Below are 15,980 nucleotides of genomic sequence, written 5' to 3' on the forward strand. Positions count from 1 at the left end.
GAGGGTCCAGGCGGTCATGCCACGCCCCCAGCCAATGGTGTGGACCGCCAACCGACCATCCTGGGTATCGACACCCACTGTGACAGCCAGCACCCCGAGCGGCGCCAGCCGCAGGGCGTACGGCTCGGCACGATCCTTGATCACGTTGTGCTTGACCGCGCGCATCGACGGGTCTTCCCACGTCTCGGCCAGCCGGTCATTCACGAAGGTCTTGAGGGAGGCAGGATCACCCTGCGCTTCCAGCCACTCCTTCACCAGGTCCAACCAGCGCGGACCCAGCCCGAACTGGTAGTACAGGCAGTTGATGGTGTAGCCGCGAATCGGCGAATCCGGGTTGGCCGCCACCCAGCGCCCGTTGGCAATCATGTCGGTCTTGAAATGTTCCTCGATGGCGACACCGCACTCGCAGCACGCGTACCACGCGTGGCTCTTGTCGGGCGACCACACCAGACCGCTCCACTGCAGCGCCTGGTAATGGCCGCAGTGGGGGCACGGCACGTGATAGCGGCGCTGGTCGCTCTTGTCATACAGCTTCGCAATCCGGCTGAGTCCGGCGATGCCCGGCGTGCTGATGTACTGGCGCTTGTAGGTGGTCGGGAATGACGATGTGCGGCCGTCCAGCATCTTCACCGGGTCGTCGCCGGTGGAGAGCTGCTGCGGCGCCTCATCGATCTCATCCACCTGAAGGTACTTCACCGTCGAGGACTTCAGGCGCTGCGGGCTGCCCATGTGCTCCACGAACAGCTGGCCGCCGGCGAAGTCCTTGAACGTGCGCTGGTTCGCGCTGTCCCGGCTGGCGGTGCTGGTCAGCGCCTTCTTGACCGCTGCGCACACCTCGATCATCGGGTTGAGCTTCTGGGCGATCCACTTGTTCATGGACACCTCACCCGGCAGCGCGTACATCATCGGGCCCGGCGCATAGTCCATCCAGTAGGCCATGGCATTGGTCGCCAGCTGGCTCTTGCCGAACTGGATCGGGAACATGCAGACCTGGTCATGCACCGGGCTGCGGGCGGACATGTTGTCCATCGGCTCACGCAGCGGCGGGTTGCGGTCCGTCACCCACCGGCCGGGCTTGCTGCCGCTCTTGGTGGACAAGCGCATGTGTTCATCGCACCACTGCGACACGCTCATGGGCCGCCGCGGCTGCAGCGAGCGCGCCAGCACCGACGCCAGGCAGCTCTGTGCCTCCATCATTCAGCAGCCTCCGCTGCCTTGGCCGCCAACGTGCGGAAGCCCTGGCTCAGTTCTTCCAGGGCGTGGCTCACCTCATCCCAGACCAGCCGCCGGCACCCGGCCTCATCCAACGTTGCCGCGAGCTGCGGCGCCAGCGTGTCGGCAAGGCGTTCCATCGCACCCCGGAACGTCGTTGCATGCTCAGCTAGGAACGCCTCAACGTCTGCGCGCGGCAGCAGCAGCCCCAGCTCCTTCTGCAGCGCGATGTGGGCCATGTGCGCGTCGGTTTCGGCCTTGTCAGCGAGCGCCTTGGCCTTGCGTGCGGAGTCCGGGGTCTGAGGGCGGCCGACGCGTGAGGGCCTGGCTTCGTCGTCGTCGCCGTCCTCTTCGTCGTCATCGATGTCGGCGTCGACGGCATTGGCCCCATCCCCGCCCCCCACCAGCGCGCTACCGCGCTCATCTGCGTGGCGCTGGGCGACACCGGCATAGACCGGGTCTGCGGTGCGAGCGTAAAGCTCCAGAGAGGCGGCCTTCAGGAATCCCTTGCCGCCCTCACCCACCACCACCCTGCCCTTCTTCCTCAGCTCAACCACGTAGGACGGCTTGCAGCCGATCAGCGAGGCCAGCTCCTTGCCAGTAATCGTCACGTCTTCCTCAGCCATTGCTACCCCCCTTCTCCAATTCCTTCGAAGATCGTTAAAGCGGAAAAACGCGCGCGCGCGAGCATGTGCGGGCTGTGCGGCGGTGTGTGCGGGATGCGATAGCCGCTGAATCCGCGCAGCACAAGGCGTGTGCGGCGTGTGCGGGATGTGCGGTCACCCATATACGCACGCGAGCCGCACTGCGGCGTGGCGTTGCGATACCCGTTCGCGCCCGCGCCCGCCCATGTAGGCCGATGCCCGCACGTCCCGCACACGCCTACTGCTGCAAGCGATTCAGGGCAATTCAATGCCCGCACACATGCCCGCACATCCCGCACACGCCGCACATCGATGGGCATAGTGATCACGCACGCCCCTTGTAGTCGGAGTACATGCGGCGGAATGACACGACCTGGTCGCCCAGCCATGCCGCCTCTGTCTTGCCGTCAGGCACCGTGCAATCGCCCAGCATCAGGAAGCCATGCGGCCCGTTCACGGTCTGCTCGATCTGGTAGCGCTTCCGCGCCCGGTCGGGATGGACGATCTGGCGCTTGCGCACCAGCGCGTTGATGAACTTTGGTGACGGCGCCGGGCGTGGCATGCCTTCGCGTGCGCACCAGGCCTTGTAGACCTCGTACCACTCCTTCGAGAGCGCCGGCATGGGTTTCAGCCCCGGAATGTCATCGCCGTAGAGCTCGTCCAGGAACCGCTGGGGGCTGTCCTGGCTCAGGCCGATCAGCTCTTCCTTCGCCTGCGTCATCGGCGGGTTGGTGCCGTTGGTGAAGCCGGTCAGGTCAACCTGCAGCAGGTAGTGGTGCAGCGCTGCCGTTGCGCCGTTGCGGATATCGGCCATCACCTCGCTGTAGAACTCCGAGCTCAGCTTGTCCGGGGTCCAGATCACCGCGTGGCGCCGGTCATCCTCTTCCAGCACGACCGGCATCGCCTCGTTTGAGAGGAACACCAGGTTGGCGTGGTTGTCTTCCTCGTAGGCCTGGATGTTCTTCGGGTTGATGCGGATGCGGTCACCCGTGATCAGGGCCTTGAGCTTGTTCTTGAGGTGGTAGACCTCGGTGCGTGCAACCACTTCGTCGGCCAGCAGGAACAGTTTGCGGCTTGCCCAGTCGTTGAACTTGTCTTCCAGGGCGGCCTGGTCAAGCACGCGCCCATACTCACCGTAGAGCTTCATGTACTCATCGAAGAACATGTTCTTGCCGGTGCCCTGGGGACCATGGATGACGATGGTCGATTTCATTTTGGCGCCCGGATGCTGCAGCGGGTACGCAAGCCACTTGACCACCCAGTCGTACAGCGCCTTCTGGTTGGCCTCGTTCCCGCACATGTGCCAGAGCAGCTGCAGCAGCCGGTCGCAGTTGCCCTCTTGCGGTACGGTCGGCCAACCGGCAAAGAGATTACAGGTCACCCCGGGCTTCTCGCCCGAGGGGTCGAAGTCGACCTCGCGGACACGCACGATGGACCGATCCGAATGCTCCATCCACGCACGGTGCAGTTCCTTGCGCACGCAGGCATCGCGCATGTCGCCCAGCGCAACCAGCATGTGTTCCTTGTGGTCGAACACCGTGCCGCCCTGCCCATAGACCAGCGCGAAGCGCTCGAGCAGCTCGGTCAGCGAGTGGATGGGGGTAAGGCGATCAGTCCCCTCGCCCCCGTCGCTGGTGATGGAAGGCTCGCGTTTTTCTGCAGGCACCCTCCAAGACAGCTCCGTGAGACGGGCTTCGACCTGCGCGCGCACGACGTGCAGGCCCTCCTGGGCGTGCAGATCGTTGAAGTCGCTGATCTTGCGGCCGGTATCGATGAAGCGCTGGCGCCTGGCAGGCTCATCGGCGAACACCGGGTGCATCACCGCGCCGCCCACGTCCAGCGCTGCGGCTTCGGCGCCGAGCAGGCCGGCATTCGACGCGCCATGCGGCTGCGCGCACGATGGGCAGAACTGCGGATGCTCGGCCAACACCAGGCGGCTCTTGCAGTGCCGGCACTTCTGCAACACGTCGTCGTCGGCGCACAGCAGCATCTTGATGCCGCGATAGCGCTTCGCCAGGGCCGAGGCGACGGCCAGCATGTTGCCAGCATCGAACGCCACGGCCACCGGGTAGCCCGTCGCCATGTGCAGTGTGGCCGCCGTGGCATAGCCCTCGGCCACCAGCAGGATCCACTGCGGGCTTCCACCGATCAGATGGAAGTGGCCCTTCTTGACCATGCCGGCCGGCCAGTATTCCTTGGCGGGCTTGCGCCCTTCCGCCGCCAGTCTCGCGCTGCGCAGCACCTGCAAGCCATGCACCTGGCCGTTGACGTCCAGCAGCGGGACCAGTGCGGCGCCCGTGGTGCCATAGCGCAGGCCGAAACCCTGCACGCCCTTGCTGACCAGGTAGTCAGCCTCGCCAACGGCGTTGGCCTTAGCCCAGGCCGACGACGCCCGTTCGGCCGCGCGCTTCGCTTGGGTCTGCCGAGCGGCCTCCGCCCTGCGCCGATCCTCGGCCAGCCGGTTGCGCAGCGCTTCGCGCTGTTCCTCGGAGAAGGTCTTGTCGCGCTTGCGCAGATCAACCTTCGTTGCCCCGTTCTCGTTGCCTTGCCAGACACCGTACGTGCCTACGACCAGCACTTCGCCGGCCGAGGTATTCAGTTCGTGGAGCGCATACCAGCCGCGGCGCTCGCGTGAGCCCTCGACGCGGCAGCGGACCATGCGTCCGCTGGTGTCCAGATCGGTGACCAGAAGGCCGGCGGACTGCAGCTGCTGCAGCACATCCCCATAGTTCTCAGACATTCAGTAGTTTCCCGGCCCGCTATCTACCCAGCGATTGCGCGTCTGATTACCCGCGTTCGCCAAAGCCAGGGAGGACCCATCGCTGGTATCGCGAATGGCTCGCAATGCCAGGGCGGATTCAGTAGCGCGGGCAGCACGCGGCGTTTCACGAGCCACCCGGGGGGATGGGGCCGAATCAATGCTTGCGTGATACATCAGGGTTCTCCAAAGGCAGGCTGTGCTGCCGGTTGTCTAGCTGCTCTTGTCGCTGGCGGATGCGCTCGCGCTCTGCCAACGCTTCTTCACCTACCAACCCGGGCACCGCATCAGTCAGCGCCAGGGCCGCCAGTTCCATCGCCTGTCGTGCAGACGCACTGGCTATGCCACGCCGTCGATATCGGGATCGATAGGCGTGGTGGGTTGCCACGTCAGTCCTCCATCCCCTGCTGCCCAGCAGCACGGCAGGCGTTGCGCTCCAGGCGGTAGCAGAGCCTGCGCACATCGCGCGACAGGTCCTGGATTCGATCCGCCTCGGGGACGGTGAGGCGCTGGTCAGCCAGCGCGTCGATGCCTGCACCGGCCAGCGCGCCTGTCAGCTTGTGCAGCTCCAGCAGCTTCGCCTGGATTGCGGCCAGCTCGTTGGGCCAACCACCCTCGGGCGGCGGCGGAACATAGTCGACCATCAGGTCGTACTGCCCTGCGAGGGAGCACACCCAGTCGGTGGCACTCTCCTGCGTGACCACGAACTGCTGCAGGTAGTCCGTCAGGATCTCGGCCATCTCCATGGAGATAGACTCACCATCGACGCCCCGCAGTTTCTTGCGCAGGGTTTCGGCCGAGATCGACTTGCCCCGGCGCTTGCTGATGTGTGCGGCGGCATCCTGCAGGCCACCTGGGGCGCGGGTCACTGCGTTATGCAGCGCATCCCGCCAGTAAAGGTCAGAGCGGAGGCAAGTCATGCTTCCCCCTGAAACGCGCCATCGATCAGCGTGGGAAGGCTGGCAGCAGCCGGCGCAACATTGGCGCCATGGCAGAGATCATCAGCTTCCCGCAGTGCATGCACTTCACCGCTCTTCGCTCCTACGACGCCGCATCCGGCATCGGTGGCGTGGTCGCGGTCCTGTTCGCCCCGGCGCGTCAGGCCCATGTAGGCAGAGCACTTCATGCCGTCTCAGCCGGCCAGATGTCAGGGCGGATTGCGGCCAGGGCCAACGGCTCGCATCCGAGCTCGCCGCCGATCTCAACGGATGCCTCCTGAATCTTTCGTGCCAGGATCGGACTGGGCTTCTTGTTCCTCCATCCGGTCGCGCACTGCCACAGGTATCCCTCAGAACTGCCGGTCAGGGCAGCGAGGCGCCGCTTACGTTCGGGGTCCGAAATGAAGGTGAGTAGGTCCATAGGGCTAGTATTTAGCCCGCAGCTAAACCCTGTTGTCAAGCTGGCGGCGAAACAACGCTGTTTAGCTACTAGCTACGCTTCCCGCATGGATGCCATCACCGCTAGACACCTCAACCTTCAGGCGCTGGTCGCCACGCTGAAACCCCAGCTGGGAACTCAGAAGGCGATCGCCATCCACCTGGATATGGCCCCCTCCTACCTCAACCAGCTGTTGAGCGGGAAGAAGCTGGGCGATGACGCCGCGCGCAAGATCGAACGGTCAGCGGGGCTGTCACATGGTTGGTTGGATCAACCCAGGTCTGAAGATGCTGCTGTCGATGCAGCTGCTGCTGGTTCTCAGGATTTGCGAATCGACCCTGAGATCATCGCCTCCGCGATCAGGCTCGTCAGGCTCACCTTCGCTAACCTTGGAATTGATGACTTCAGCAATGAGGACGACGGTACGCCACTGGCTTATGCCTACGAGTACCTCTATCACCGAGGCGAGGCGACGGTAACCCCTGACAACCTGATCGATTTCAGCAAGGCGCTTGCGCAAAGGCTCAGGGAGAAGGATGGAGAACCAGAAGAAGGAGCCCCCGGCCGCGGGGACACTCGAGGCATTGGCGCAGGTGATCGCGCAGCGCGTCGCAAGGCGTGATGGGCAGAAGCCCAAGCTGCGCGTAGTCGCAGCGCCGAAGCCATCAACCATCGATAACGTGACGCGAGACAGCATCCTCCGCCGCATCCGCTGGCTGCGCGATCACTACAACCTGGGCTGCTTGATCGACCAGGCAACGTTCAACACGCCTGGCATCGACTGCCTGGAAAACGATGCGCTGGTGCAGCTGCATCGGGAAATGGAGGCTGCCAGGGAATGCTGCATGGAAGGCGTCCCCTTAGATGAAGCGGGCTTCATTAGGGACGTTTCCATTCAAGACGCTTGACGTGGAGCTGCAACAAGTGGGCGCAGTCAGCGCCCACTCCCGTCACTTGCCGCCAGCTGAGTACTTCTCCCGCGTGGCGCGCTCACGCTCACTACGAGCATCAGCACATCGCCTCCTGGCTTCCGCCATTTGGGTGTCGGCAGAAGTTCTGTCCGCCGTCTGCGACTGGTGCAGGCTTGCTATCTGGGACCGGATTCCAGCCTCGTAGGTGGCGCCAGCCAGATTGTTGCTGGCCTTGGCCAAGTCACGGTTAAGTGCAGCGAGCTGGCGTGACACATCCTGCCCCCGAGCATTCACCGGGCCGTAGATCCTGCTCTGCTCCGAAGACAGACAGTTCCTTTCGGCGATACCTGCATCTGCAAGCTCTGTCGTCTGATACACAGCGGCGCGATTTGCCGCTTCGCCTGCACTCTCAGTTGACGCCCGGTTGGAACGCAGCTTCATCGGTGCCGCCCCTGCAGAACACGGGTCTTGCGAGTAAACCGTCTCGCCATTTGCCCCTTTGCACTTGAACACATCGGCGGAAGCCCAAGGCGAAACCGCAAGCGCAACTCCTAACACCACTACCCTGCCGAACATTGCGGCCTCCTTGGCCCCCTTGTGTGCCTTGGAATTATCCCGACTACCCAGCCCTTTTTCAGCCCTCGAAGACAAATTTAGCTGCGAGCTATTGCATTGCGAATTTAGCTGTGGGATAAATTGCTCCGCCGGCAACCTACCGGCGGGCGACCAGCGGGTCGCCAAGCGGCCCGGGCCTCCCCTCCCTGCCGCTGCCGCTCCCCACGGCTGATGACCCGCTGGCGCTCTCTCTTAACCAGGAGCGCGCCATGTCTCATAGCCACGCCGATCCGAGCCCAACCCTGCTGCCACTGCTGGCCGTCAAGGCCCTGCTGGCGCTGGCGGCCCGCGATCACAGCACCGCCCGGACTCTGTGGACCCGCAGCAAGGGCGAGCACAGCCGCAACCAGCTGCGCCGTTCGCGTCGCATGGGGGTTGCGAGCCTTCGGCTGGAAGCCTGCTCGCGGGATATGTCGGCCGAGGTGCGAGCATGAAGACGTCGACTCAGTTCATCGCGCCATGCTTCGACGCAACGCTGTCAGTGAATCGCTACTCCGCTGACCTATGGGCTATCCATCTCTTCAAGTCCGAGGAGAAGCGAGCGAAGTTCCGATCCATCGTGCTGATACTCGGGGAGCCCAACCAGCTTCCGGAACTCGATCCCGGCGATACCAGCAGCGCACCCAAGCTGTGGCTCGGAAAAGCTGCTTTCGAGCTTTCCACAGAGCTGGCATCAAAGCTCAGATCCTTCTTGGGCGAGCACGTCGAAGGCGGTGCAGCGTGAGCCGCCGTCTCCGCATCACCTGGCTTGCAGTTGCGCTACTTGCCGCCGTGGTCGTTCCCCTGCGTGTCGCCGAGATCCATGACGCTCACGCCGACCGCGACCCCGCGAAGTCCCGCTGGTCCGCCAGCAGTTCGATGAGGGGCTGACCATGCGCCAGACCTCACGCCCACTGCCTGCATCGGTTCCCTCCTGTGGCCACGGCCACCGGCCACAGATCGTCACTACCAGCGGCGCGCCCACCGGGCACCGCCTGGGGACGGCCTGCCCCGACCTGGTCCACATCGAGTGCCACCGCTGCGGCATGGCCACCCGGCCTGTGCCTTACGACCGCGCAGCGTTGGCCGAGCTGCGCTGGACCGACCCCACCTTGGCGCACTACCGCATTCCGATCTCCCACCTCGCCCGCCACCGCGGCGAAGTGTTGGCCGAACTCGCCTCCGCCGCCCCTTCCACCTCAATCGCAGCCTGACCAGGAGACACGCCATGGCCGCCGCCCTCAAGCCGAAAGAACGCGCCGCGCTGCTGGCAGCGCATGCCGCCTCTGACCACGCACTGCACCGCACCCGCGCAGGCTTCGCGCCCAACAACCGCCCGGAGAAGGTTTTCACCCGCCGCGTCATGAACTGGCTGGATGAGCGTGTGCTGATGCGCTACGACGACCCGCAGCTGCCGCGCACCGCGACCTTGACCGCCGCCGGCCTCGCTGCTGCCGAGGCCGAAGTTGCCAAGGCCCGCGCCTTGGCGCTCTCCGCATGAGCGCCGCAGCAACCCTTCCGGTCGAGCAGCAGTTCGCCACCGGCCACCAGGGCGAATCGCTGGTGCTGATGGTGTGCCAGGGCTGGATCTGGGCTGGGCTGTACACCGCCGCGCCCCGCGAATCGCTCATGCAGCTCGCCGCCAGCGCCAGCCGGAGCGTGGGGGTATCGCACAACTCGCTGCGCCTGGGCGGCACGACCTTCCCCCTCAACCGTCTGGCCGCTCAGGCCGCACACCGCTGGCTCGACCGGCAGGGCGTTCGCGTCAGGCCGATCTCGCCCAACAACCGCGCTACGCGCGCCACGAAAGGAATCCACGCATGAGCCGCTCTGTCGTGATCTATGGGCCGCAACGATGCGGCAAAACCGCCAACGCGCAGGAGCTGCGCGAGCACTTTGGCATGAAGGACGTGCTGGACGACTGGGACGGGCACACCGCCTACCCGCTGGACGACACGCTGGTGCTGACCAACAACGCCGACGCAGTCGCGCATCAGTCGTCCCGCGTGCTGCACCTGGGCAGCGCGATGCGCCAGATGGTTGCAGGTGCGCGCGCATGAGTACTTCCGCCCAGCACACCGGCCGCGCCGACCTGGTGCGCAAAGCCCTCGCGCAGTTCCCACAGGGCGCAACGATTGAGCAGCTGAGGACCATCGGGCGCATCAACGAGTCGAGCCACGTCATCAGCCACACGCTGACCGGTCTGGCACGCAGCGGCCAGGCCACCTGCGCGCGCTCCGGCCGCATCGGGATCTGGCGCCTCGCGGGCCACGTTCAGCACGCGATCGCCCCGCTGCGCGGGGCTGAGCCCCGCGAACGCCGGACGTTCCGCGCCTTGGTCACAGCACTCCCCGAGAACGGCCGCGCGAGTGACGCATCAACCACCGTTCGGCACAAGGATTACGAGCGCGACCAGCTGGCCGAGGATCTCGCCGCTTTCTGCGCAAAGGGCGGCGTTATCGAGCAGCTGGGTACCACGCCTCTGCGTCCCACGCTGAGCCGCCATGCGGCCAACCATGGCGGCTACATGGATCGCCTGCCCGTCCAAAACCCGGAATGACTTCAATGAGCGCCCCTTCCACAGATCACTCCACCGACGCTGCAACGGCCAGGAAAGTGCTGTACGCCACCGGCCCGGCACACCAGGCGTTCGGGCAGTCCCGCGCGGCGTACTTCGTAGTGCCCCGGCGCACCCTGCAGTCGATGCCAGCGGAGTGGCAGGAGCGCTACGTCAGCCTCATTGCGGAAGCCAGGACCTACCTGCCGGCGGACGCGTTTCCGCAGTACCAGGTGATCCGCTTGAACGATGGCAGGTACGCCGCCGATCCGCACCGCCGGTACCGCCGCGCCGGGCCGATTCCCTCTCGCCCGGCTGGCGCTGCAGCAGAACCCACCCCCGCGCCGCTGGGCGGCGCATTCGTCAACACCGACGTCGACTTCTAGCAGGCACACCAATGACCGCGACCCAACAGACGAAAGAACTCCCCATCGCCTACGCATGCCCTGTGCTGCGCGATGCCGTCCGCACCTTGGAAGCAATCGCCGTCGAGGCGGTCTGGATTCCAAATGCTGCAAAGGCGGTCCCTCTGGCTCAGGCCTCGACCGCGCTGCTCGACCTGTATGCCCGTCTGCCGCGCGTGCAGGATCTGCGCGTGTTCGAGGCGCCGGTTGCCGCGTGGTACGCCTCGCTCCGCAGCAGCTTCCAGGAGGGCGACACGCCGCTGTGCGATACCACCAAGGCCCGGCTGGCGCACGCCGCGCAGCTGCTGCAGCTGGTGCGCGGCCAGGATGGCACCGGCATTGATCCGGCAGATCCTTGGCGCGGGCTGTATGACCCCGCCCGACTGCCGTCACGCGACAGCTACGGCGAAGTGCTGTGCCACCCGGACGTGCCTGCGTGGCCTGACGGCCGCGAATCGTCCCTCCTGCCGCTGTTCTACGCCCAGGGTTTCGACCTGGTCGTGGTCGAGGCCGAATTCGAGGAGGAATCGGTCGGGACCGGTGTGTACGCCAACATCCAGCAGATGATCGACTGGGACCCCGAATCCCCGGGCGCGGACTGGCGCCTGGTGTGGCTGGGCGAGACGGAGGATGGCCTCGCCGCGTGGTTCGTGCGCCCCTTGGCTATCGCTGCTCTCGAAACGATGGGGGCCCGCGCATGAACACCACGATGGCCGATGGCGCAGCCCAGCGCCTGGTCGCGCAGATCGGCGAGGCCCTGTTCGGTCAGCCTGGCCTGACCCTCATGGAACTGGCTGAGGCGGTGAAGGCGAACACCTTGAGCCCCGTGAGGTTTGACGTTGAAGCAATGCTTGCCGTCTGCGTGCCAGGCGGCAGTGTTGCGGACCCACAATCCGTGGCAGACAGCATCCGGCAGTGGTTTGCCGAACCGAGAGCACTCAGGAAAGATGCCGCCACCTGGTCACAGTCGCGAGCGGAAGAGTTTACCGAGGCAGTCCACAGAGCTTTGTGCGTCCACGCACCTGCGCTGAGCCAGCGCAAGCGTGATGCAGTCAGCTCCTATGCCAGGCAGCTGATGCTCGACAGCCAGGCCGCGCGCAATGGCTGACGGCTCCCGTTCCTTCAACTTCCCCGCGCCGCAGCGCTCCCGCCTGCGCCCAGGCGAAATCGTGGTCGACCTGTTCGCCGGCGGCGGCGGCGCCAGCGAAGGCCTAAAGCAGGCCCTCGGCATCGATCCCGCCCTGGCCTACAACCACGACGAGCTGGCCATCGGCATGCACGCTGCGAACCACCCGCTCACCCAGCACCACCGCGAGGATATCTGGCACGCCGACCCGCGCGTGGACGTGGCCGGCCGCCCCATCGGCTGGTTCCATGCCTCCCCGGACTGCACCCATTTCAGTCAGGCCAAGGGCGGCCAGCCGCGCAGCCGGAAAACCCGCGCCCTGTCGTGGGTGGTGTTGAAGTGGGTTGGCCAACTGCTTCGTGCTGATCGCCTGCACGGCACCAACACCGCGCCGCGCATCATCTCCATGGAGAACGTCTGGCAGATACTCACGTGGGGTCCGCTGGTGGCCAAACGCTGCAAGGCCACTGGCCGGGTTGTCACACTGGACCTGGTGCAGGCCCTGCACGAAGAAACGGGGCAACCGCTGTTCCGCAGAGGCAGACCGGTGATGGTCAACCGGGTTGCGGATAAGGGCGAGCATGTGCCCGTGGAGCGCCAGGCGCTGGTTCCGGACAAACGCTACAGCGGACGCACTTGGCAGCAGTTCGTGGCCGCGCTGCGAGCACTCGGCTACGTGGTCGAGTGGCAGAAGCTGGTGGCCAGTGACTACGGTGCCGGCACCAGCCGCGAACGTCTGTTCCTGCTCGCGCGCCGCGATGGCGAAGCCATCGTGTGGCCAGAGCAGAGCCATGGCTCTGCTCCTGGGCAGACGCCCCGCGTCACCGCCGCCGACTGCCTGGACTTTTCCATCCCCTGCCCCTCCATCTTCACCCGCGGCAAGGCTCTTGCCGATGCCACCATGCGTCGCATCGCCAAGGGTGTCATGCGCCACGTCATCGCATCGGCAGATCCGTTCATCGTGCCGGTGACGCACCAGGGCGGCGACCGCGTCCACGACGTGCGTGATCCCATGCGCACCATCACCGCCGCCAACCGGGGCGAGCTGATGCTGGCTGCCCCGGGGCTGGCACCGTTCCTCACTGAGCACGCCAATGCCAGCCGCCAGCGAACGATGGCGGCCGACGAGCCGCTGCCCACGGTCTGCGCCGGGGTGAAGGGTGGCCACTTCTCCGTGGTATCACCGACGCTGGTGCAGACCGGCTACGGAGAGCGCGAGGGCCAGGCGCCGCGCGCGCTCGACCTGCAGCAGCCGCTGGGTACGGTGGTTGCCGGAGGCGTGAAGCATGCTGTGGCAGCAGCCCACCTGGTGAAGTTCCGTGGCGACAGCATCGGTACGCCCGCCACCGAGCCGGTGCCGACGATCACGTCTGGTGCTGGGGCCGCGCGACCGGCCGGCGCCGCGCATGCCCTCGGCGTGGCTGCTGCATCGCTGGTCACTCTGCGCCGGAACATGGTCGGTGCCGATGCGCGGACGCCGCTAACCACTGTGGCGGCGCAGGCCGAGCACCATGCCGTCTCTAGCGCCTTCATGGTCCAGGCTGCACACGGCGAAGGTAAGCCGGGCGGTGTCCAGCGCTGGGGCATCGGCAGCAAGGATGCGCGCACTCCCGTCGGCACGGTCACTGCGAGCGGCAACGGCGGGCACGCCATGGCCGAGGCCGAACTGGCCCAGCTGTCGCCCGAGCAGGAGGCCGGTGCGCTGCGCGTCGCCGCCTTCCTGGTGAAGTACTACGGCAGCGGCATCGCGGTCGATCTGCACGACCCGGTGGACACCATCACCACCAAGGACCGCCTGGCCTTGGTCACCGTCCACATCCAGGGCGTGCCGCACGTGATCGTGGATATCGGCCTGCGCATGCTCAAGCCGCATGAGCTGTACCGCGCCCAGGGATTCCCTACCGGCTACATCATCGATCGCACCTCCGATGGCACGCCGCTCAAGACGACCGCGCAGGTGCGCATGGTCGGCAACAGCGTCAGCCCGCCGCCGCTGCGCGCACTGGCTGAGGCTAACCTGTATCCGGCCACTACCCCGTTGGCGGAGGCGGCATGAGCGCCCGTCGCCATCATGCCAACAACGGCATGGCCGCCGGCGGCCGTCCGATCCGAATTCCCCGGTCGGTCGACAGCGTGCGTGCTCACCTGAAGCGGCACCTGGTGGAAGAAGGCAAGCGCATGCAGGACCTTGCCGACGCGTGGGGCTGCTCGAAGCACAGCGTTTACGACCTCTTCTACCGCGACCGGCCGATCTCGCCGGCCCACATCGAGCTCGCCGCGAAGCTGCTAGGTCTGGACGATTTCGACACCAACGAGCTGCGCCTGCTCGGTGCCCGTGAAGCCGGCTGGCAGATCAACCCCCACTTCCTCCTGGAGACGCACGCATGAGCACCACGATGGCAGACGGCGCGATGGCTGACCGTACTCCCTACCGCCGCGCAGGCACTGATATGGATCTTCCCGAGGGAAAGACCTGCGGCGATTGTGTTCACTGCCGGCGTTGCACAGCAATGTTCGGGCATATTCCCGCCGACGAAAGCTGTGATTGGTCTCCTTCCCGCTACCGCGAAGCCGAAAGGAGCGACTCTTGAGCGCGAAGCGACAGCACCCCATGGACGAACTTGACGACACCCTGGGCCTTGAAGGTGCGGCCAGGATGATGCGCCTCGGCCTGGAGGCAATGAAGGACCTGGTGGACAAGGGTGAAGTGCCGGCGGTGCGCCTCAATCAGAAGCACACCGTCATGCTCCGCGAGGATCTGATCGACTTCCTGCGCTCGGAAGGCCGCCGGCAGGCAGCGGAGCGAAAGAAGTCAGCGATCGGCAACCAGCCCGCCGCCAACGCTCCAGTGGCCACGACCGCGAAGCGCAAGGGCAAGGCGCGCCGCATCAGCCCGCCTGACCTACGGGCCTACGAGCAGGCCGATCACCAGAGCTGATCGGCCAAATCTGAGGCGCGCAGGTTGGCGTACCGCTTCAACTGCCGCGGATCGCGATGTCCGGTGATGCTCGCGATCTTGATGTCCGTCAGCGTGGTCTTTTCATACAGGCGGCTGGTCGCTTCGTGACGCAGATCGTGGAAGCCGAGATCCGCACAACGCGCTGCAACGAAGATGCGCTCGAACTGGCGCGACAGCTTGCTCGATACACGGCGCAGTGCCAGCGGGCTCCGCTCTCCCTCCCAGAAGGGAAACAACCGCCCGCCAAAGTCACCCTGGTACGCCGCGAGCTTGGCTAGCAGCACCGAGGTCATCGGCACCTGGCGCTTGCTCCCGTTTTTTGTCTTGTCCAGGAAGATCGTGCGGCGCGCAACGTCTATCTGGCTGTGCTCCAGCGTGTAGATCTCCCGCATGCGCATGGCCGTCTCCAGCGCCATATCGAACATCAGCACCAGCGCATCCCGATGCGGAAGGTCCAGCGCCCGTTGGCGGCCTTCCGGCTTCGCCCCAGCCAGGATCTCGCGGATGCGAGCTTCCTCGCCCTCTTCCAGCCGGCGATCCCGCTCCTGGTCGGTCTTCGCGTGGCCTTCGATTTTCGCCACGGCCACCTTGTCGTCGGGCGTGTACGTCGAATAGCCGCGCGGCAGAAGACGCAACGGATTCATCGGCAGCGCGCCGTGAGCGGCCAGCCAGTCGAGAGCCCGCGACAACGCCCCTACGTAGTGCCGGATGGTGGAGGGCGCGAGGTTCTGCTCGCGCTTCATCGTGGTGACCCATTCGGTCGCCCAAGTAAAGGTGAGCTGCGGAAGCGTGATGCCGATGGGCAACCGCGACAGCAGGACCGGCAGCAGCTGCTCATCATCCACAGAGATGTGCTGCGCGCCGCGATACTCGCTCACCTGGCTACGTAGATCCTTTGCCGCCGCCTTGGTGTTGGCCAACTCCTCTGGCACGATGCCGCGGTCGAGAATCGCCTCCAGTCGCCTGACATATTCGTCGCCCTCAGCTTCAGACGCGAAGCTCAGATACACAGGCTGAGGCAGCAGGCCCGCCCGTTTGATCGTGTACTGCCAGGAATCGCCCCGGCGTCGCTTGGTTGCCATCCCTGCTCAAACTCACGTAAACGCACTCGACACATGTTAACGCGAGTTTGCCACCCGAAAACGGGTGGCAGACCGATGATTTCATGGCCGAATCAGGGGATTTCGCGGACCGTGACCAGACGCCAGACAAAGAAAAACCCCTGACGAATCAGGGGTTTATTTGGAGGCCTCAAGCGGAATCGAACCGCTGTAAACGGATTTGCAATCCGGTGCATAGCCACTCTGCCATGAGGCCAACGTACTGCGGCCAGGAACGATGCCCCTGACATGACAAAACCCCGCGATGGGGCCTGTCGAAACATGGAGCGGGAAACGAGACTCGAACTCGCGACCTCAACCTTGGCAAGGTTGCGCTC

23 protein-coding genes and 1 tRNA gene are annotated in these 15,980 nt (G+C 65.4%); 15 read left to right on the plus strand and 9 right to left on the minus strand.

Features of this window, described 5'->3' with window-relative positions:
- The 6 genes from ACQKDV_RS12490 to ACQKDV_RS12515 all read right to left on the minus strand — a co-directional run.
- The coding region (locus ACQKDV_RS12490; protein WP_427784046.1) for a terminase gpA endonuclease subunit at positions 1–1,197 on the minus strand (1,197 nt) is incomplete at its 3' end.
- Positions 1,194–1,838: a hypothetical protein gene (locus ACQKDV_RS12495; RefSeq protein WP_427784047.1), complete on the minus strand. Its 645-nt coding sequence runs from the start codon at positions 1,836–1,838 to the stop codon at positions 1,194–1,196. The genes ACQKDV_RS12495 and ACQKDV_RS12490, both read right to left, overlap by 4 nt.
- A gap of 343 nt (positions 1,839–2,181) precedes the next feature.
- Positions 2,182–4,596 carry a DUF5906 domain-containing protein gene (locus tag ACQKDV_RS12500; RefSeq protein ID WP_427784048.1) on the minus strand — a complete coding sequence of 805 codons (2,415 nt, stop codon included), beginning with the start codon at positions 4,594–4,596 and terminating at the stop codon, positions 2,182–2,184.
- A gap of 175 nt (positions 4,597–4,771) precedes the next feature.
- Complete coding sequence (locus tag ACQKDV_RS12505) at positions 4,772–4,930, minus strand: hypothetical protein (RefSeq protein ID WP_427784049.1); 159 nt, start codon at positions 4,928–4,930, stop codon at positions 4,772–4,774.
- 73 nt (positions 4,931–5,003) lie between these two features.
- Positions 5,004–5,483 carry a hypothetical protein gene (locus ACQKDV_RS12510; protein WP_427784050.1) on the minus strand — a complete coding sequence of 160 codons (480 nt, stop codon included), beginning with the start codon at positions 5,481–5,483 and terminating at the stop codon, positions 5,004–5,006.
- Positions 5,484–5,530: 47 nt separating this feature from the next.
- Positions 5,531–5,740: a hypothetical protein gene (locus ACQKDV_RS12515; RefSeq protein ID WP_427784051.1), complete on the minus strand. Its 210-nt coding sequence runs from the start codon at positions 5,738–5,740 to the stop codon at positions 5,531–5,533.
- A 318-nt stretch (positions 5,741–6,058) separates the two neighbouring features.
- On the opposite strand from ACQKDV_RS12515, the gene ACQKDV_RS12520 reads away from it, so the two are divergent.
- On the plus strand, positions 6,059–6,613 hold the full coding sequence (locus tag ACQKDV_RS12520) for a hypothetical protein (RefSeq protein WP_246161206.1): 555 nt from the start codon (positions 6,059–6,061) through the stop codon (positions 6,611–6,613).
- A complete protein-coding gene (locus ACQKDV_RS12525; RefSeq protein WP_427784066.1) occupies positions 6,585–6,899 on the plus strand; it encodes a hypothetical protein in 315 nt (104 codons plus the stop codon). The genes ACQKDV_RS12520 and ACQKDV_RS12525 overlap by 29 nt, the downstream gene beginning before the upstream one ends.
- A gap of 42 nt (positions 6,900–6,941) precedes the next feature.
- Here ACQKDV_RS12525 and ACQKDV_RS12530 read toward each other — a convergent pair whose 3' ends face one another.
- Positions 6,942–7,478: a DUF4124 domain-containing protein gene (locus tag ACQKDV_RS12530; protein ID WP_427784052.1), complete on the minus strand. Its 537-nt coding sequence runs from the start codon at positions 7,476–7,478 to the stop codon at positions 6,942–6,944.
- A 248-nt stretch (positions 7,479–7,726) separates the two neighbouring features.
- Between ACQKDV_RS12530 and ACQKDV_RS12535 the strand changes: the two genes are divergently transcribed.
- The 13 genes from ACQKDV_RS12535 (at position 7,727) to ACQKDV_RS12595 (ending at position 14,521) form a co-directional block, all read left to right on the plus strand.
- A complete protein-coding gene (locus ACQKDV_RS12535; protein WP_427784053.1) occupies positions 7,727–7,951 on the plus strand; it encodes a hypothetical protein in 225 nt (74 codons plus the stop codon).
- Entirely contained in the window at positions 7,948–8,241 is a 294-nt protein-coding gene (locus ACQKDV_RS12540) for a hypothetical protein (RefSeq protein WP_427784054.1), read from the plus strand. Before ACQKDV_RS12535 ends, ACQKDV_RS12540 begins: the two co-directional genes overlap by 4 nt.
- Positions 8,242–8,389: 148 nt before the next feature.
- Positions 8,390–8,710 (plus strand): hypothetical protein, encoded by a 321-nt coding sequence (locus tag ACQKDV_RS12545; RefSeq protein ID WP_427784055.1) that lies wholly within the window; start codon positions 8,390–8,392, stop codon positions 8,708–8,710.
- A gap of 14 nt (positions 8,711–8,724) precedes the next feature.
- Entirely contained in the window at positions 8,725–8,997 is a 273-nt protein-coding gene (locus ACQKDV_RS12550; protein WP_427784056.1) for a hypothetical protein, read from the plus strand.
- Positions 8,994–9,320, plus strand: a complete 327-nt coding sequence (locus tag ACQKDV_RS12555; protein WP_427784057.1) for a hypothetical protein — start codon at positions 8,994–8,996, stop codon at positions 9,318–9,320. The genes ACQKDV_RS12550 and ACQKDV_RS12555 overlap by 4 nt, the downstream gene beginning before the upstream one ends.
- Positions 9,317–9,556, plus strand: coding sequence for a hypothetical protein (locus tag ACQKDV_RS12560; protein WP_116862910.1), 240 nt, complete (start codon positions 9,317–9,319; stop codon positions 9,554–9,556). Before ACQKDV_RS12555 ends, ACQKDV_RS12560 begins: the two co-directional genes overlap by 4 nt.
- Positions 9,553–10,056 (plus strand): hypothetical protein, encoded by a 504-nt coding sequence (locus tag ACQKDV_RS12565; RefSeq protein WP_427784058.1) that lies wholly within the window; start codon positions 9,553–9,555, stop codon positions 10,054–10,056. The genes ACQKDV_RS12560 and ACQKDV_RS12565 overlap by 4 nt, the downstream gene beginning before the upstream one ends.
- Before the next feature lie 5 nt (positions 10,057–10,061).
- Positions 10,062–10,439: a hypothetical protein gene (locus ACQKDV_RS12570; RefSeq protein ID WP_427784059.1), complete on the plus strand. Its 378-nt coding sequence runs from the start codon at positions 10,062–10,064 to the stop codon at positions 10,437–10,439.
- 11 nt (positions 10,440–10,450) lie between these two features.
- Complete coding sequence (locus ACQKDV_RS12575; protein WP_427784060.1) at positions 10,451–11,158, plus strand: hypothetical protein; 708 nt, start codon at positions 10,451–10,453, stop codon at positions 11,156–11,158.
- A complete protein-coding gene (locus ACQKDV_RS12580; RefSeq protein ID WP_427784061.1) occupies positions 11,155–11,565 on the plus strand; it encodes a hypothetical protein in 411 nt (136 codons plus the stop codon). The genes ACQKDV_RS12575 and ACQKDV_RS12580 overlap by 4 nt, the downstream gene beginning before the upstream one ends.
- On the plus strand, positions 11,558–13,639 hold the full coding sequence (locus ACQKDV_RS12585; protein ID WP_427784062.1) for a DNA cytosine methyltransferase: 2,082 nt from the start codon (positions 11,558–11,560) through the stop codon (positions 13,637–13,639). The genes ACQKDV_RS12580 and ACQKDV_RS12585 overlap by 8 nt, the downstream gene beginning before the upstream one ends.
- Complete coding sequence (locus tag ACQKDV_RS12590) at positions 13,636–13,971, plus strand: helix-turn-helix domain-containing protein (protein WP_427784063.1); 336 nt, start codon at positions 13,636–13,638, stop codon at positions 13,969–13,971. The genes ACQKDV_RS12585 and ACQKDV_RS12590 overlap by 4 nt, the downstream gene beginning before the upstream one ends.
- 223 nt (positions 13,972–14,194) lie before the next feature.
- A complete protein-coding gene (locus ACQKDV_RS12595; protein ID WP_427784064.1) occupies positions 14,195–14,521 on the plus strand; it encodes a hypothetical protein in 327 nt (108 codons plus the stop codon).
- Here the strand turns inward: ACQKDV_RS12595 and ACQKDV_RS12600 are convergent.
- Positions 14,509–15,624 (minus strand): site-specific integrase, encoded by a 1,116-nt coding sequence (locus ACQKDV_RS12600; RefSeq protein ID WP_427784065.1) that lies wholly within the window; start codon positions 15,622–15,624, stop codon positions 14,509–14,511. The two genes, ACQKDV_RS12595 and ACQKDV_RS12600, sit on opposite strands and share 13 nt — an antisense overlap.
- 161 nt (positions 15,625–15,785) lie before the next feature.
- Positions 15,786–15,859: transfer RNA gene (locus ACQKDV_RS12605), tRNA-Cys, on the minus strand.
- Positions 15,860–15,980: the final 121 nt, after the last annotated feature.

It is taken from the genome of Stenotrophomonas sp. NPDC077659 (genome assembly GCF_050268705.1).
Classification (GTDB): Bacteria; Pseudomonadota; Gammaproteobacteria; order Xanthomonadales; family Xanthomonadaceae; genus Stenotrophomonas.

Bases quoted from the DNA above. Each gene is read 5' to 3' on its own strand.
- ACQKDV_RS12585 (WP_427784062.1), top strand. From the start codon at position 11,558: ATGGCTGACGGCTCCCGTTCCTTCAACTTCCCCGCGCCGCAGCGCTCC.
- ACQKDV_RS12600 (WP_427784065.1), bottom strand. From the start codon at position 15,624: ATGGCAACCAAGCGACGCCGGGGCGATTCCTGGCAGTACACGATCAAA.
- ACQKDV_RS12570 (WP_427784059.1), top strand. From the start codon at position 10,062: ATGAGCGCCCCTTCCACAGATCACTCCACCGACGCTGCAACGGCCAGG.
- ACQKDV_RS12545 (WP_427784055.1), top strand. From the start codon at position 8,390: ATGCGCCAGACCTCACGCCCACTGCCTGCATCGGTTCCCTCCTGTGGC.
- ACQKDV_RS12575 (WP_427784060.1), top strand. From the start codon at position 10,451: ATGACCGCGACCCAACAGACGAAAGAACTCCCCATCGCCTACGCATGC.
- ACQKDV_RS12505 (WP_427784049.1), bottom strand. From the start codon at position 4,930: ATGGAACTGGCGGCCCTGGCGCTGACTGATGCGGTGCCCGGGTTGGTA.
- ACQKDV_RS12540 (WP_427784054.1), top strand. From the start codon at position 7,948: ATGAAGACGTCGACTCAGTTCATCGCGCCATGCTTCGACGCAACGCTG.
- ACQKDV_RS12555 (WP_427784057.1), top strand. From the start codon at position 8,994: ATGAGCGCCGCAGCAACCCTTCCGGTCGAGCAGCAGTTCGCCACCGGC.
- ACQKDV_RS12515 (WP_427784051.1), bottom strand. From the start codon at position 5,740: ATGAAGTGCTCTGCCTACATGGGCCTGACGCGCCGGGGCGAACAGGAC.
- ACQKDV_RS12495 (WP_427784047.1), bottom strand. From the start codon at position 1,838: ATGGCTGAGGAAGACGTGACGATTACTGGCAAGGAGCTGGCCTCGCTG.
- ACQKDV_RS12530 (WP_427784052.1), bottom strand. From the start codon at position 7,478: ATGTTCGGCAGGGTAGTGGTGTTAGGAGTTGCGCTTGCGGTTTCGCCT.
- ACQKDV_RS12500 (WP_427784048.1), bottom strand. From the start codon at position 4,596: ATGTCTGAGAACTATGGGGATGTGCTGCAGCAGCTGCAGTCCGCCGGC.
- ACQKDV_RS12560 (WP_116862910.1), top strand. From the start codon at position 9,317: ATGAGCCGCTCTGTCGTGATCTATGGGCCGCAACGATGCGGCAAAACC.
- ACQKDV_RS12520 (WP_246161206.1), top strand. From the start codon at position 6,059: ATGGATGCCATCACCGCTAGACACCTCAACCTTCAGGCGCTGGTCGCC.
- ACQKDV_RS12550 (WP_427784056.1), top strand. From the start codon at position 8,725: ATGGCCGCCGCCCTCAAGCCGAAAGAACGCGCCGCGCTGCTGGCAGCG.
- ACQKDV_RS12590 (WP_427784063.1), top strand. From the start codon at position 13,636: ATGAGCGCCCGTCGCCATCATGCCAACAACGGCATGGCCGCCGGCGGC.
- ACQKDV_RS12535 (WP_427784053.1), top strand. From the start codon at position 7,727: ATGTCTCATAGCCACGCCGATCCGAGCCCAACCCTGCTGCCACTGCTG.
- ACQKDV_RS12595 (WP_427784064.1), top strand. From the start codon at position 14,195: ATGGACGAACTTGACGACACCCTGGGCCTTGAAGGTGCGGCCAGGATG.
- ACQKDV_RS12580 (WP_427784061.1), top strand. From the start codon at position 11,155: ATGAACACCACGATGGCCGATGGCGCAGCCCAGCGCCTGGTCGCGCAG.
- ACQKDV_RS12565 (WP_427784058.1), top strand. From the start codon at position 9,553: ATGAGTACTTCCGCCCAGCACACCGGCCGCGCCGACCTGGTGCGCAAA.